This is a genomic window from Kitasatospora sp. NPDC051914 (assembly GCF_040680995.1).
Taxonomy (GTDB): Bacteria; Actinomycetota; Actinomycetes; order Streptomycetales; family Streptomycetaceae; genus Kitasatospora.
Genome location: NZ_JBFAXX010000031.1, coordinates 39,957 through 54,946 on the forward strand (window position 1 = coordinate 39,957; position 14,990 = coordinate 54,946).

Annotated in this window: 11 protein-coding genes; 10 read left to right on the top strand and 1 reads right to left on the bottom strand. The window is 67.9% G+C overall.

Going from position 1 to position 14,990, the window contains the following annotated elements:
- Nucleotides 1-47: 47 nt before the first annotated feature.
- Complete coding sequence (locus AB0M03_RS21210) at nucleotides 48-1,838, top strand: TraM recognition domain-containing protein (RefSeq protein ID WP_363493123.1); 1,791 nt, start codon at nucleotides 48-50, stop codon at nucleotides 1,836-1,838.
- Nucleotides 1,839-1,885: 47 nt separating this feature from the next.
- On the opposite strand, the gene AB0M03_RS21215 is transcribed toward AB0M03_RS21210, so the two are convergent.
- Nucleotides 1,886-2,227, bottom strand: coding sequence for a DUF5713 family protein (locus AB0M03_RS21215; protein WP_363493125.1), 342 nt, complete (start codon nucleotides 2,225-2,227; stop codon nucleotides 1,886-1,888).
- Between the two features lie 221 nt (nucleotides 2,228-2,448).
- Between AB0M03_RS21215 and AB0M03_RS21220 the strand changes: the two genes are divergently transcribed.
- The 9 genes from AB0M03_RS21220 (at nucleotide 2,449) to AB0M03_RS21260 (ending at nucleotide 14,987) form a co-directional block, all read left to right on the top strand.
- The gene (locus tag AB0M03_RS21220) at nucleotides 2,449-2,670 is read left to right on the top strand and encodes a hypothetical protein (protein ID WP_363493127.1); all 222 of its coding nucleotides are present in this window, start codon (nucleotides 2,449-2,451) and stop codon (nucleotides 2,668-2,670) included.
- Nucleotides 2,670-3,842, top strand: a complete 1,173-nt coding sequence (locus tag AB0M03_RS21225) for a DnaB-like helicase N-terminal domain-containing protein (protein WP_363493128.1) — start codon at nucleotides 2,670-2,672, stop codon at nucleotides 3,840-3,842. Before AB0M03_RS21220 ends, AB0M03_RS21225 begins: the two co-directional genes overlap by 1 nt.
- The gene (locus AB0M03_RS21230) at nucleotides 3,839-4,423 is read left to right on the top strand and encodes a hypothetical protein (RefSeq protein ID WP_363493130.1); all 585 of its coding nucleotides are present in this window, start codon (nucleotides 3,839-3,841) and stop codon (nucleotides 4,421-4,423) included. The genes AB0M03_RS21225 and AB0M03_RS21230 overlap by 4 nt, the downstream gene beginning before the upstream one ends.
- A gap of 181 nt (nucleotides 4,424-4,604) precedes the next feature.
- A complete protein-coding gene (locus AB0M03_RS21235) occupies nucleotides 4,605-5,198 on the top strand; it encodes a DUF4913 domain-containing protein (RefSeq protein WP_363493132.1) in 594 nt (197 codons plus the stop codon).
- Complete coding sequence (locus AB0M03_RS21240; RefSeq protein WP_363493134.1) at nucleotides 5,195-5,926, top strand: glycosyl hydrolase; 732 nt, start codon at nucleotides 5,195-5,197, stop codon at nucleotides 5,924-5,926. Before AB0M03_RS21235 ends, AB0M03_RS21240 begins: the two co-directional genes overlap by 4 nt.
- Entirely contained in the window at nucleotides 5,923-6,420 is a 498-nt protein-coding gene (locus AB0M03_RS21245; protein ID WP_363493136.1) for a hypothetical protein, read from the top strand. Before AB0M03_RS21240 ends, AB0M03_RS21245 begins: the two co-directional genes overlap by 4 nt.
- A 228-nt stretch (nucleotides 6,421-6,648) precedes the next feature.
- Nucleotides 6,649-7,503 (top strand): DUF317 domain-containing protein, encoded by an 855-nt coding sequence (locus AB0M03_RS21250; RefSeq protein WP_363493138.1) that lies wholly within the window; start codon nucleotides 6,649-6,651, stop codon nucleotides 7,501-7,503.
- Between the two features lie 25 nt (nucleotides 7,504-7,528).
- Complete coding sequence (locus AB0M03_RS21255; RefSeq protein WP_363493140.1) at nucleotides 7,529-8,014, top strand: hypothetical protein; 486 nt, start codon at nucleotides 7,529-7,531, stop codon at nucleotides 8,012-8,014.
- A gap of 655 nt (nucleotides 8,015-8,669) precedes the next feature.
- Nucleotides 8,670-14,987 carry an RHS repeat-associated core domain-containing protein gene (locus AB0M03_RS21260; protein ID WP_363493142.1) on the top strand — a complete coding sequence of 2,106 codons (6,318 nt, stop codon included), beginning with the start codon at nucleotides 8,670-8,672 and terminating at the stop codon, nucleotides 14,985-14,987.
- Nucleotides 14,988-14,990: the final 3 nt, after the last annotated feature.

Consider the following 14,990-nt stretch of genomic DNA (forward strand, 5'->3'; position numbering starts at 1 on the left):
TCGGCCGTACCGCCCACCGTCCACCTGCGCATACACAGGAATCCACCGTGCCCTCCTCGCGCCCCGGCACGCCGTCGACGACCAGCGGGTCCGACGCGCTGCTCTACCTCCTCTTCGGCCTCCTCGGCGCAGCCCTCGGTTTCGGCACCCTCGCCTGGCTGACCGGCAACCTCACCAACGGCCTGGTTGGACAAGGCCCCTGGGCGCCGTTCCGGGCCGCCGATGCCGTATTGCACCCCGATCTGCTCTGGCCCCGCCTGAGCGCAACCGCGGTGCTGATCGGCGCCCGCGTCGTCCCCGGCCTGTTCACCCTCGCCCTGACCATCGCGGGCCTGATCCTGTGGCTGCGGTGGCGCTCCGGGTCGAAGACCGGCCTCGCCCGCAAGCCCGGCCTCACCCCGCTCCTGGACAAGGAGATCACAGCGAAAGCGAGGAGCCTGCGCCCGAGCCTGCACGGCCGGAAGCCCAAGGAGATCGCACCGAACGATCGCGGCATCCTGGTCGGTACCCTCTCCCCCGGCAAGGCCGAGGTCCGTGCTTCCTGGGAGGACGTTCTCGTCGCCGTCATGGCGCCGCGCTCCGGCAAGACCAGCGGCCTGGCGATCCCCGCCATCCTTGCTGCTCCCGGCCCCGTCCTGCTCACCAGCAACAAAGCCGCCAACGACGCCTACACGGCATGCGTCGACGCTCGCGCGAAGGTCGGCAGGGTCTGGACGCTGGACCCGCAGCAGATCGCGCACCACCCGCGGGAGATGTGGTGGGACATCCTCGCCGACGCCCGCGACCTCGCGGGCGCCAAACGGCTCGCCGGGCACTTCGTCACTGCGTCCGTCGACGAGTCCAGCGGCTCGGACTTCTGGAGCACCGCAGCGAGCAACACGCTGGGTGCCCTGTTCCTGGCCGCAGCCAGCCACCGGCGCCCGATCACCGATGTGCTCGGCTGGCTGGCGTCCCCTGCCGACCGTACCCCGGTGGACTTGCTGGCCGATGCCGGCCACCACGCGGTTGCCGCCCAGCTCCAGGGCACCGTCACCGGCGCCACCGAGACCCGGGATGGCATCTACGAGACCGCCCGGCAGTACGCGAGCTGCCTGCTGGACCCGGAGATCGCCGCTTGGGTCACCCCCACGCCGGGGCTACCCGAGTTCAAGCCGTTCGGCTTCGCCTCCTCCCGCGACACCCTGTTCCTGCTCAGCAAGGACGGCGGCGGCAGCGCGTCGGCGATCATCGCGGCGGCGGCCGACGCGGTGATGCGCGCGGCCGTCATCGTCGCCGAACGCTCCGGCGGCCGGCTCGACCCGCCCGCCCTGTGCGTCCTCGACGAAGCCGCCAACGTGTGCCGCATCAGCGATCTGCCGGACCTCTATTCCCACTTGGGTAGTCGGGGCGTCATCCCGATTACCATCCTGCAGTCCTACCGACAGGGGCAGCGCTGCTGGGGCGAGGCCGGCATGGACGCCCTCTGGTCCGCAGCCACCGTGAAGATCATTGGCTCGGGTATCGACGACGCCGACTTCGCCGATAAGCTGTCGAGGCAGATCGGCGAGCACGACGTACAGACCGTCTCCGTCTCCAACTCCGACAGCGGCAAGTCGACTTCGGTATCGATGCGCACCGAACGGATCCTGCCGCCCGACCGGATCAGGGCGCTCCCGAAGGGCAAGGCGCTCCTGTTCGCGACCGGCCTGCGGGTGGCGATGCTCGACCTCAAGCCCTGGTACAAGGAACGTTCTGCCAAGGAGATCGGCCCGGCCTCCGCCCGCGCCACCAAGGCGATCACGGAGCGCGCCCTCGCGAACGCCGCTGCGGGCCATGACCGCCTCAACCGTTTGGACTGATCGGTGTGCCCGGCCGCGCACGACTGTGGACGCCGAAGTCGACGCCGTCACCAGTCGCGACCGGCGATCAGCTCCTCCACATCCGCGTCCTGGAAGCCGTACGCGTCGGCGATGAAGGCGAAGTCCTCGGCGATCTCCTCACGCGCGACCGTCTCGATCTCACTGTCCGCGGCCTCGAATGCCTCCTGCAGGACGTTGAACTCCTCTGTGGCAGCCGCGGTGAGGGCATAGAGGGAGGCCAGGTCGGACGGCCGCTCGGCCTCGATCCGCTCGCACAGCCGCAGCAGGATGTCGCAACCGCGGTCGACGACGGCGTCCGGGTAATACGCATCCGCGTACAGGGCACGCAGGAAGCGGCGTTGGGCGACCTGGTCGTTGGTAATCGGCATGACGCTTCTCCTGGGTCATTGGGTGGTGCCGGACGCCCTGATCTTGCGCCCGAGCACTGACACCAGCCAGGCCTACGGCCCTGCCCGGCTCTCCCCGGAAGGTCGCACCTCTGGAGTCCCGCGCCCCGGACGGTTGCTCGCCCTGACCCGCCCTTCCGGGCCGCCCGCGACGTTCAGCTTCGCCTTCGTCGCAAGTCCTGCCATCAATCTGGGAGTTGTGCATGCCTGACCCGAACTTGTCCAGGCCTGTCCGTCAATCCGTCCCGCTGGCCGGCGCCCCGGTGATCCGCCGAGGCTGTCAGTGGTGGCTGGTCACCAGCGCAGGTCCCGTTCTCGCCACCGATCCGGCCATCACCAGCGAACTGGATCGCTTCGCCACCGCCTTGGCCGCTGCCGACCACGAGGTCGCACGCCTGCGGGCCCTGCGCAACGGAGAGGCGTGATGGATCCGCTGCTGAAGGGGGAGCAGGCTGTCCTCGGCGCGGTTCTTCTCGCTCCCGGCCAGCTGGACTCGCTGCGCTGGCTGGAGCCCACCGACTTCTACCGTCCCGCCCACCAGGCGCTGTTCGCCGCGATGCGCAAGCTGCGCGCCGACGGTCTACTCACCCCGGGCACGCAGAATGATGTCCCGCTGTCCTGGGTGACCGACACCGTCGCCGAGGCCGGCCGACATGCCCGCGGGCTGACCGCCTCGTACGCGCACGCCCTGATCGCCGCCTGCCCCCGGCCGCAGAACGCCCCGGTCTACGGCCGCATGGTCCTCGAGGGCTCCATCCACCGCACCGTGGCCGAGTATGCCGCCCGCCTGGAGGAGGTGGCCCGCATCGACGCCCGGGCGCGCGAGATCGACGGCGTCCTCAAGCACTCCGAAGTCCTGGCCGACGCCCTCACCGGGCTGGCCCGTCGGTGGGGCACCGAGTCCCGCCCCGTGGCGCCGACCGAACCCGTGCAGCCGCAGCCTGCTACGGTCCCGGTCGTCGCCGATGACCGGCTGGAGGACGAGCAGTTCCTGCTGGCGCTGCTCGTCGAGCGGCCCGTGGCGATCGAGGAGGTCGTCGGCTGGCTGCGGCCTGCCGACTTCGGCGATCCCGGCCACGGTCACCTGTACCGGTGCCTGGGTGCGCTCCACCACCGGGGCGAGCCGATCGACCGGGTCACGGTCTTGTGGGAGATCCAGCGGCGCGGCCTGCTCGCGGACGGCCTCCTGCGCGAAGACCAGCTCGGCGCGATCCTCGGCGTCGGCGGGGCCGGTTCGGCCGAATGGCTCGGCGACCAGGTCATCCGAGCCTCGCTCACCCGAACCGCCGCCGAGGCCGCCCGCACGATCAGGGCCCTCGCCTCCGACGCGCGCCTCGCCCCCGGCCAGCTGATCGGCCACGCCCTTCATGCGCTCGGCCCGCTGGAGGAGGTCCGCACCCGCTGGCGGACCTCTGCATCCCCGCCCTCCCCACACCCGGCCGATCCCGCAATCCGGATCAGCGCCGCGCTCGCCCGTAGCGCTCCCCGGCAGCACCCCCGCAGCACAGCACCCGAACGCCCGACTCCCCCGTCGACTGCGCCAATCCGCACACCTGCACGTACCAGCCCCAGTCTCTCTGCCCGGAGCACCCCATGAACACCCCGATAGAAGAGTCGCTCACCCTCCACTCCCACGCGCAGGCCCTGGAACGGCAGAAGGCCGACCTCCCGGACACCGGGCGCCCGTTCCGCTTGCCGGACGCCGCCGTTGTCAGCCGCCAGATCTCCGAATTGGGCTGCTTCATCTCGGAGATGGGCGATGAGTTCCTCTTCCGTGCCACCGATCAGCCCGCGCCCGAGCACTCGGTACGTGCCGCCAGTGCGTTCGCCGATGCGGCCGAGCACGCCGGACAGGCTGCCTCCAGTCTCGGGATGGTCGCCCAGCAACTCGCGTTCTTCGCTTCCACCGCCGGGCACCGTCATCATCCCGAGGTCCGGCAGGCCCGTAAGGATGCCGCCGAGGTGATCGACTGGGCCGCCGAAACGGCCCGCGAAGAGCTGCAGCAGGCTGTCACCGTGCTCCGCCAGACGGCCGCGATCATCTCACCACCGTCCGTCGACTTGCGGCAGCAAGCTGCACTCGCACGCTCGGCAACAGCAGCTTCCGACGGCAGCGGCGCTCTGCCGTCCCCGCCCTCAGCCGCATCGGTTGCTGCACCCGTGCGGTCTCAGCGATGAGGCGGCACATCTGTTCACCCGCGGCCTCCACCTGGCCTGCGTCTAGCACGATTTGGCGGCCATACCAAACCGCCGGTCCTGCGGATCCTTCCCTCATCACCTTCCTGGAGCACTGCCTTGACCCACCGAAGAAGACCTCCCGTCCTCGCCCCTCGTATCGACCCGACCCCCTGGATATGCCATGTCCGATCCGACCACGGGCGGCCCCGAGTCCGAGCCGATCCGCATCCCCGACGAGGACCTGGATGACCTCGTCAGCGCGCTCACACGCACGATGGCCGAGGTCCGCCAGCACGGCGTCATACTCGACCGTCTCGGAAGTGAAGCCGACACCGAAATCGGTACGGGGCCGGGCGCAGACGAGCCCGGCCACGCGCCTCCCGATGGTGAACCCGACTCTTCCGCACCACTGTTCATCCTCGCGATGGGCGGAGGACAGTACGCCGCCGAACTGGACGGGCTGGCGAACTGGGTCACCCACCTCCTGCTGCCGGTCTACGGCCGGGAGATCAGTTCCACACGGCCCTGGTGCTCGCGCTGGTACGAGCACCCCGAGGCCGTTGCCCGCCTCCACGCCCTGTGGCTCGTGTGGCAACAGTTGACCGATGCCGAGGCCGGCCACGCCGGACCCGCCTCCTGGCATCGCGACCACCTCGACCACACCCTGCTCCAACTCCGATCCCCCGACGGGCCGTTCGCCGCGTGCACCACCAGCCCCGCCCGGCCCGCTCACCGCATTCTGTCCACCCCCGACCAGCTGGGACCCGCCGTATGAGCACCGACCTTGACTTCGGACTCGACGGCCTATCCCCCGTCGACGAACACTCCGCCGACCTGCAGCGCAACACGTGGGAAGGCGACTACCGCCTCCTGGCCCAACACGATGTCGGCGAGCGCAGCTTCCTCCTCACCTTCGACACCGCCGCGACGTGGGACTACCTGCCGGGAGCTCCGAGCCTCGCCGCCTTCGACATCGTCCGCGACCGGCAGCAGGGCACCTTCAGCATGCAGGCCTCCAAGCACGCCGTCCTCGCGTTCTCACAGAAGTGGCTGATCGAACGGGGCTGTCCGCCCAGCGCCACCGTCCCCGCGGGCTTCCTGCCCGCCGACGATTTGACCGTCCTCATCACGGAGCGGATCAGCCGTTCCGGCGACCGGTACGGGGTCTTCGATCACCAGGTCATGGATGGCACCCCAGAAGCATGGACCATGGCCGTAGACCGCGCAGCCACCGAGTTGCCCGTCCGGCTCTTCCTCGAAGAGATCCAGCCCGACCACCACACCTACACAGTTCGTGAGGGCGCGTTTCCCGACCTGGACGCAGCCGAGGAGTGGTTGGAGAACCGTCCGACCCCGTTGCCGCCAGCGCCCGAAGATCTCGGCGCGGAAGCGAGGCGCGCCCATGCCGCCCTGGCCCGCTCCGGCACCGTGACGCCGACCCCAGTTGTCGCTCCGGCGCCCGCCGCGCCGGCTGCCCAGCCGGTCGTTCAGAGGTCGATGTGAGCCGAGCCCGATTCGCCTTCACTGCGCACCCCGACGCCATCGCCGATCTCCGCCAGCTCCCGGACGCTATCCGCAACCAAGCCCTACTGCACCTGCATGACCTGGTCCACGGAGAGCGTGTCGCCACCCGCCTGGAAGGCCGGCTGGAGGGCTGCCACAAGATCTATCTCGGCATCGGCAACGAGTGGGCCAGTCACCGCCTGGTCGTGCAGTTCCGCGACGCCCCGCCCACCTCGAAGCACTCTCGCGAGGTCTACCTCGTCGCCGCCGGTCCCAGGCTCGACTACGCGGTCTACCGCTCTGCCCAGAACCGTCTGGGACGAACCGGCCTCAACCTTCCCCCAAGCCTCGGCCCGGCCGAGGAAGCCCGTATCCGCGCCGCCCGCGCCCGCTCCGTACGTCCGGCATCCCTCAGTGGCACAGCGCCGGCCACCACGTACACCACCGCCTCCCCCGGCTTCGCCACCGCTCCTGCGGCCCGAAGGGCCCGATGACGACTCCCACACCCCCACCGTTCCGGCCTCGCCTGCTGGCTCGTCGTGGCCACCAAGACCGTACTGCGGTGCCGACCAGCGAACAGGCCCTGGCACGGTGCGATGCGGCGCCCGGGGACAACCCGCAGGGCTTCGCGAGGAAGCCCTGCGGAGCGCCGGTGCGGGAGGCCGCCGTATTGCCCACGGCCGTCCGCGATCCATTCCACCGTTGTCCAGGAGAACTTCCTCATGCCGCAGCCCTCCTCCCTCGAGCAACCGCGCGAGTACCGGATCACCCCGCGGTTCCTCGCCGGCCCCACCTACACAGGCGACCCCGGCCTGCAGCCCCTGCTCGACACTGGCGCGACACTTACCCAGGACGACCTGGGCAACGTCTACGTCACCACCCCGGATCAGCGGATCCGGCTGGGTTTCCTGCCGGAGTACGAGGGCGGCGAACTGTGGATGGTCAGCGCCCACTCTCAAGCCTTTGCCCCTCCCGAGTGGCTGGTCACCTTCGATCTCCGCGTCGCGCCGGAAATCGTCGGGGAGTTCACGACCACCCTTGCCGCTGCCCACGCGAAGGACCCCGACAGCATCCTGGGCGACCGTGTGGGTGGGCTGGACGTTACCGACCGTCTCCTCGAGAACGGCTGGCACCTGGATACTCGTTCCCTGGCAGAAGTCGCCTACCGATCGTCTGACCGACTCGTGACACTGCACCGGCGGCTCGGCCACCTGCGGCATGAAACCGAGATGGCAGGCACTGCCGAGCGCTGGCTGCTCGAAGTCGGACCGCCGGGATACCGCTGGTACGCAAGCGCGTCCTCCAACATCCCAGACCATCTGCTCGGCGCGCTCACCACCGCCGCCATCAACCCCACCCCGGTCCACCGCGAGATGTGGCCCTCCGACCTGGCGCGCCTACCCGCGCAGGCCATCGCCACACCGACGACACCGACCCCGTTGGAGGTGGCTCGCCTTCGCGCCGCCACCGCCCGCTCGGCCTCCGTACCCCGTTCACCCGCTTCCACGCTGGCCTACAGCACCACCACTCGACCGCTGGCCCTTCCGAAACCCGCCGACGTCGGCCACTCCCGTTGACCACACCCGTAGCTTGGAGGACGTCATGTCCGACACCACCCCTCCCAACCACGCGGACGCGATGATCGAGAAGGCCTGGGGCCGGCCCATCGCCGAGCTGGAGAAGGCCGCGATCCGCCGGCCCGTCGAGGACCCACTGCTACGAGCGGCGATGCACAGCCGGAGCCTGCTCAACATCGTCGCCAACTCAGCTGCCGTGCACCAAGAGCGCCTGCACGCTCTCACCCGGCCCGGCCACGTCCCCGCCTTCTACGACCTCGACCGGATCACCGAATCCGCGTCCGCGCTGCGGACCGCCTACGCCGAGAGCAACACCGCTCTACGAACGATCCGCCACATCATCGACGCCCGCGAAGCCGCACTCAAGAACGAAGCCGGACCGTCCAACGGCCGTATCCAGGCCGCCACCGCCCGCTCAGCGCAGGCCATGCACCCATCCAGTCTCCTTGCCGCTCCACCCGCCCCGATGGCCGCAGCCAGCCCGCCTCAGCCCCTCCCGAACCGGCGATAGCGGCCAAGCAGTCCACGGCTTGACCGTGGTGGATAGCCGGGTCGGGAACCCGCCACCGCACGTTCCGCTGTCACTGGCGTGAACTGCTTCATTCGGCGGAAGCTCGGTCCAGCACTGATTCGCCCCGACGATCGCTTCGGCTGAAACCATCAGCACCACCTACGATCCGAGCACCATTCAATACTGCCGTCGTCTACCTCGGCGCCATGCGCGGCCAGGAATGCCACCACCTCAAGGACTGGTCCGCACTCTGAGTGATCGCCGCTTCCGCGCGGTTCGTCCCCGATGAACTCATTCTCCCTGTTGCACCATTCCGCACACGATTGTCCACCTCCCGAGGAATCATCCCTGATAGGACGGCATGGCCTCCAGCTCACATCCCTCCCCTTCCGACCCTGTGACGATTTCATCAAGACTTCACCACAATCAGATCGCGACCCCATCCCGAAAGGTCAGCGACCATCAGCGAAACCCTCCACACATCAAGGTCGTTCGACGGCAAATCACTACTCTGACAACCAGTCAGTAATTTACTGAGTCCCGCGAGCCCGATCCGAGTGCATCTGACGGACCATCCGATGATCTACGTTTCTCCCGCGTCTGGGACCCATCCGTCTGAGACGAGAACCGAGGAGAAGACTCAATGAAGCCAAGAATGGGCCGCCCCACCGGCGGCTCGTCCGGCGCCACACCACGCTGGCTGCGGCAGATCGCCGGTGCCGTGGCACTCATGCTGGTAGTCGAGGGAACGGCTGCGCTTACTGCGACCGCTTCTGTCGCGGCGTCGGGAGGGAAGGGGACGAGTGGTACGTCCACGCAGGCCAAGCAGGTCGCTGAAGCGCTGACCGCTCTTGACGTCCCCTCGGCCATCGCCACTGCGCGCCTGCGCAAGGCTCGGGTCGAGGTGCTCGGAGAGGCTGCTGAGCAGTCCAGGACATGGGCCAATCCCAACGGAACACTGACCACCGAGTCGTACGCCCTGCCGATCCGGTTCAAGCGCGACGGCCAGTGGGTGGATGTGGACACCACCTTGAAAGCCGGCTCCGACGGATCGGTCGCACCACGGGGACACGCCAAGGGGCTCAAGCTGGCAGGCGGTGGCAAGGACGCCATCCTGGCCGTGCAGGGCAATGGAGTGCACCAGGTGTCGGTGGGCTGGAAGGGCAATTTGCCGAAACCGAGTCTCAAGGGTGATACGGCAACCTATGCCGACGTCACCCCGGGCACGGACGTCACCGTGCAAGCAACCCGCTCCGGATTCGAGCAGAACGTTGTCCTCAGGTCGCGCCCGGCAGCCGGCTACCAGGTGACGATCCCAATATCCGCCAAGGGCCTGAAGGCCAAGCAGGACAAGAACGGCTCGATCACCTTCACCGACTCCGAGGGCAGAGCGGCCGGATCCATCCCTGCGCCGTACATGTGGGACGCCGCGGTTGACGCCAAGTCCCTGGAACACAAGCATCAGGCGCCGGTTGCGATGACGATGAAGCAGTCCGGTGACACGGTGAACCTCACCCTTACCCCGGACGCGAAGTTCCTGGCGGACCCGGCTACGAAGTACCCCGTCACGGTGGATCCCTCCGTCAGCCTGTCCTCGGTGATCGACACCTTCGCGCAGATCAGCTACTCGACGCCTCAGTACACCAACACGGAGCTCAAGCTCGGCACCTACAACGGCGGTGCCGACGTGGCCCGCTCGTTCCTGCAGTTCCCGATGCAGCAGCTGATCAACACGAAGATCCTCTCCTCGTCGCTCAACTTGTACGAGAACTGGTCGTCCAACTGTCTTCAGACCTCATGGGAGCTCTGGCAGACCGGAGCAGCGGACATCTCCACTGTCTGGACCAACCAGCCGACCTGGACAACGAAGTACGCATCGACCACCCAGACCAAGGGGTACCCGTCGTCTTGCGGCGGCTCCATTCCCGCAGGCTGGGTCTCGATCGATCCGAGCGCGTTCCTGCAGTACGCAGGTGACCACGGCTACAACTACGCCAACATCGGCCTGCGGGCGACCAACGAGGCCGACTCCAACAGCTGGAAGCGGTTCAATTCGGCCAACGCCGCCAGCAACGTGCCGTACCTGTCCGTGACCTACAACTCGTACCCGATGTCCTCCGCACCGACCGCGGCGCCGGGCGTCACCTCGGGCACCAAGCTGTACAGCAACACCACCACCCCTCAACTGCAGGCCACGGTTGCCGACGCCGACGGCGGCAACGTGATGGCGCGGTGGAACGTCTACGACACCACCGGCGGGGGCAACACGCAGATCATCGCCAACCTGAACGGGTCCTGGACCGCCTCCGGAGGCCTGTCCAGCGCCCAGGTCCCCGCAGGCAAGCTGATCGACGGCCACACCTACACGGCCTGGCCATGGGGCTATGACGGATCCTTGTGGTCACGACAGACCGTCCCGAACGGGCTTGTCTTCACCGTCGACAGCACCAACCCGGGCAGCCCGACCGTCACCTCTGCCGACTACCCGGCGGACGGCTGGGGCAAGGGAGCAGGCCAGGCGGGTAACTTCACCATCACTCCGCCGTCTGGCGGCTCCGACACGAGCGGTGTCGTCTGGCAGCTCGACGCCGGAACCCAGTCGTTCGCCGCCACCACCGGCTCCGCTGTCACCGTCTCGGCTGCCCCGCCGTGGGACGGCCCGCACGCCCTCATCGTCTCCACGCGTGACCTGGCGGGCAACCTCTCCGCCTCGACCACCTATCACTTCAATGCAGGTGCAGGTGCAGTCACCTCGCCATCGCCCGGCGACCGGACCGATCGCCGGGTCACTCTGACCGCGGCAGGTCCGACCACCACGCAGAACGTCAAGTTCCAGTACCGCCGGTCTGATTCCGATGCCTGGACGGATGTTCCAGTGGGCAAGGTGGTCAAGGACGGCAATCCGCTGAGTGGCTGGCCAGTGACCATGACCAACGGCTCCTCCCCTGCCCTGGTCTGGGATGTCGCCGGCACGCTCGGCGACGACGGCTCAGTGCAGTTGCGTGGTGAGTTCACCGACAGCGCCTCAGTGGTGTTCGACTCCTCACCGGTCACCTTCACTCTCGATCGCAAAGAATCCCGCGCGGTGAGCAGCAAGATCGGGCCGGGCTCGCTCAACCTGTCGACCGGCGACTACGTGCTGCTCGGCGAGGACGGTGGCGCTTTCGGTCTTGCTGTGAACCGCACCGCTTCCTCCCGCAACCCTGCTGGAGGTGCCCCTATCGGGCAGGTGGCGCCCTTCGGGCCGCAGTGGAGCCTCGGTGGCACGACGGACGCCACCGTCGACTACACCGAGATCCGGCCGGTGACGGCTTCCGCAGTTCAGCTTGTCATGACCGGCAGCGGTGAGGTCTCCTTCACGAAGGAAAGTGACGGCACCTGGGCCCCCGAGCCGGGCTCCGAGGCATACCAGCTCTCCTACAACGGCTCGACCGACCAGTTCACTCTGGTGGATCTCAGCGGGACCACGTCGGTCTTCGCCAAGTCTGCCGCTTCCGCGGGAGTCTGGACTCTTCGGTCCACCACCCCGACCGGCGGCCAAGGAACACTCTTCCGTTTTGATTCGGTTACGTCCGGCAGCACGACGTTGGTTCGCCCGAGCAGGGTCGCCGCACCCACTTCGGCCCTCAGTGACATCAACAGCTCCTGCCTGACTCCGTCCACTCCCGCGGCCGGCTGCCGTGTCCTCGAGTACGGCTACGCGAACACCACCACTGCGGGTGCCTCGTTCGGCGACTTCGCAGGCCAGGTCAACCAGGTGAGCCTCTGGCTGACCGATCCTCAAACCGGCATCGAGACCGCGACGGTCATTGCCCGGTACGCCTACGACAGCACCGGTATGCTCCGTCAGGTCTGGGACCCACGGGTCAGCCCGAACCTGGTCACGGCGTACAGCTACGATGCTGCCGGCAGAGTAGGCTCGGTGACACCGCCCGGCGAGCTGCCCTGGAACTTCACCTACGGCACCGCTGGCAGCTCCGGCGACACCAATGCAGGCCGCTTGCTGAACGTCTCGCGCGCGACGCTGCTTCCCGGATCCAATTCGATCACCAACGGCACGGCAGCGACCACTGTGGTCTACGACGTACCGTTGAGCACTGGTGCGGGTGGCCCGTACGCAATGGGCAGCTCCGATGTCGGAGCCTGGGCCCAGACCGATGTGCCCACCGATGCCACGGCAGTCTTCCCGGCCGACCAGGTGCCGTCGAGCAACACCGGCAGCGGGCTCACCTCAGGCTCCTACGGCCGCGCAAGCGTTCACTACCTGAACGTCGACGGTCGCGAGGTCAATCTGGCCGTGCCCGGTGGGCACATCACCACCGCCGAGTACGACACCACGGGCAACCTGGTACGCGAGCTCGGCGCGGGCAACCGTGAACTGGCGCTGGCTGACAGCACCAATGCCGAGCTCAATGCTCTCGGATTGGCGTCACTGACCACCGCTCAACGTGCCGTCCAATTGTCGAACCAGCATGTCTTCGACAGCAGCGGCCAGCGTGAGACCGACACCTACGGCCCGATCCATCGCATCACGCTGGAACACGATGTCGCAGCCTCCGGTTCTTCCGGTGCGCTGGGGGCAGGTGCGGTGGTCTCCGGCCGGGCGCACACTCACAACACCTTTGACGAAGGCCGTCCCACCGACGGCTCGGCGACGGTGTCCAACCAGATCACCCGCGCCGTCACCGGAGTCGCCATCACCGGCTACGCATCTGATGCCGACACCCGAACCACCACCACGGCGTACGATTGGGCGCTCGGCAAGCCGGTGCAGGTCGTCATTGACCCGTCCGGTCTGGCAATCACCTCGGTGACTGCGTACAACGGCTCTGGCCAGGTCGTCTCGGCCTCGCAGCCCGCTTCGAACGGGACCGATGCCGGGACCACTCTGTCTACCTACTACTCGGCGGCAGGCGCGGCGCCTTGCGGCGGCCATCCTGAATGGGCCGACTTGCTCTGCACCACGGCGCCGGCCGGTGCCATCACGGGCGGAGGCTCCAACCCCACGCAGCGGGTCAGTACCACCATCACTTACACGCGGGACGGTCTCCCGGCGGTAGTCACCGAGACTGCCAACGGCGTCACCCGTACCACGACCAACTCCTATGACGCAGGTGACCGTCTGGTCACCAGTGCCGTCACCGGTGGCGTCGGCCAGACCACGCAGACCCCGACCAGCACCTACGACACGACCAACGGGCGGATCACCCAGAGCTCAACCCCGGACGGAGCGACTGTCCGCCAGTCCTACGACCTCCTCGGTCGCATCACCAGCTACTCGGATGCCAGCGGTAACACCGCAGCCACGAGGTACGACTCGCTGGACCGCATCACTCAGGTCACGGACTCGGCCCCGACCACCATCACCTATACCTACGACACCAGCAAGGACCCCCGCGGCCTGCTCACGTCCAAGACGGATTCGCACGTCGGCACCTTCACTGGCGTCTACGACGCCGACGGCATCCTCGTCACCGAAACACTGCCTGGCTCCGTCAATCTGACCATCGCAACGGACGAGACCGGCAAGACCCTGTCGCGCACGTACACCGATGGCTCCGGCAACGTGCTGGTCTCCGACCAGGCCAGCTTCTCCGGCCACGGCTCGGAGGTCACCCGCTCCCTGTCCACCTCCGGTGGCCTGGGTCTGAACGACAACTACACCTACGACCAGGGCGCCCGCCTTGCCAGCGCAGCCGAGACCGTCATCAGCGCGGCCGTCGGCACCTGCACCGTCCGCCGGTACAGCTTCGATCGCAACTCCAACCGCACCAGCCTGACGACGGCCAGCGGGAGCACCGGGGCGGCCTGTCCGACCGCCGGCGGTACCACCGCGACCCACAGTTACGACAGCGCTGACCGACTGGTCGACGCCGGCTACGCGTACGACGCCTTCGGCCGGACCACCGTCGAACCGGACACCACGGCGACGTCGTACTACACCACCGACCTGGTCTACCAGCAGACCAAGGGGAACAGCCGCACCACTTGGCAGCTCGACCCGGCCGGCCGAATCAAGTCCGCCCTCGGAGAGTCGAACACCTCCGGCACCTGGGCCCAGACCAGCTCGCGAGTGAGCCACTACAACAGAATGGGAGACTCCCCCAGCTGGACCGTCGAGGACACCGGAACCAGCGCCTACACCTCGAACGTCACCGATCTCGAATCGGCGCTCTCCGCCACCTTCTCCTCGGCCACGGGCGCCATTGCCCTCCAGCTGACCAACCTGCACGGCGACGTGTCGATGATCCTCCCGCTCGGCAGCGGAAGCGTGACCTTCTCACTGACTGACGAGTTCGGCAACCGCATCGCCGGGACGCAGGCGGTGCGGTACGGCTGGCGCGGCGAGTCGATGCGCTCCGGTGAAACGCCGTCCGGCGATCTCCTGATGGGCGCCCGTCTCTACTCGCCGAGCACTGGTCGCTTCCTTCAGACCGACCCGATCAGCGGCGGCAGCGCCAGCGCATACGACTACGCCAACGCCGATCCACTCAACCAGTACGATGACGCTGGTCTCTCCGGCACGACGCTGGGCGGTCGAATGACCACCGTGGAAGCCCGCTGGTGCGGTTGGCCCTCCCGGTGGCGCATTTGCCAATCCATGTATGGTGACGCGTACGTGGCCGCTCACGTGGCGGTGAACATTTTCGGAAGCACCGACCACCGCAGCTACGGTGATGCCTTCCAGCACGTGTTCTGGATGGCTCTCGTAACCCTGCACGAGGGGCCGAACAGTGCCCGGGGCGTCGGCCAACGACACGAGGACTACAGCAGCAACAAGGAAAAAGATCGCCAAATGGCCAACTGGAACAACGAGACCGGAATCTGGATCGGTCTGGACGCCAAGCGGCGAGGCCTCCGTGGCAGGGCGGCCGAGCAGTACGTGTTCCGGACCGCCGCCTACTGGACCTGCGCCGGCGCCGTCTGGCTCCAGCAGTACGACAGGTCCCAGTGGTACCGCGGATGCTGGTGATGA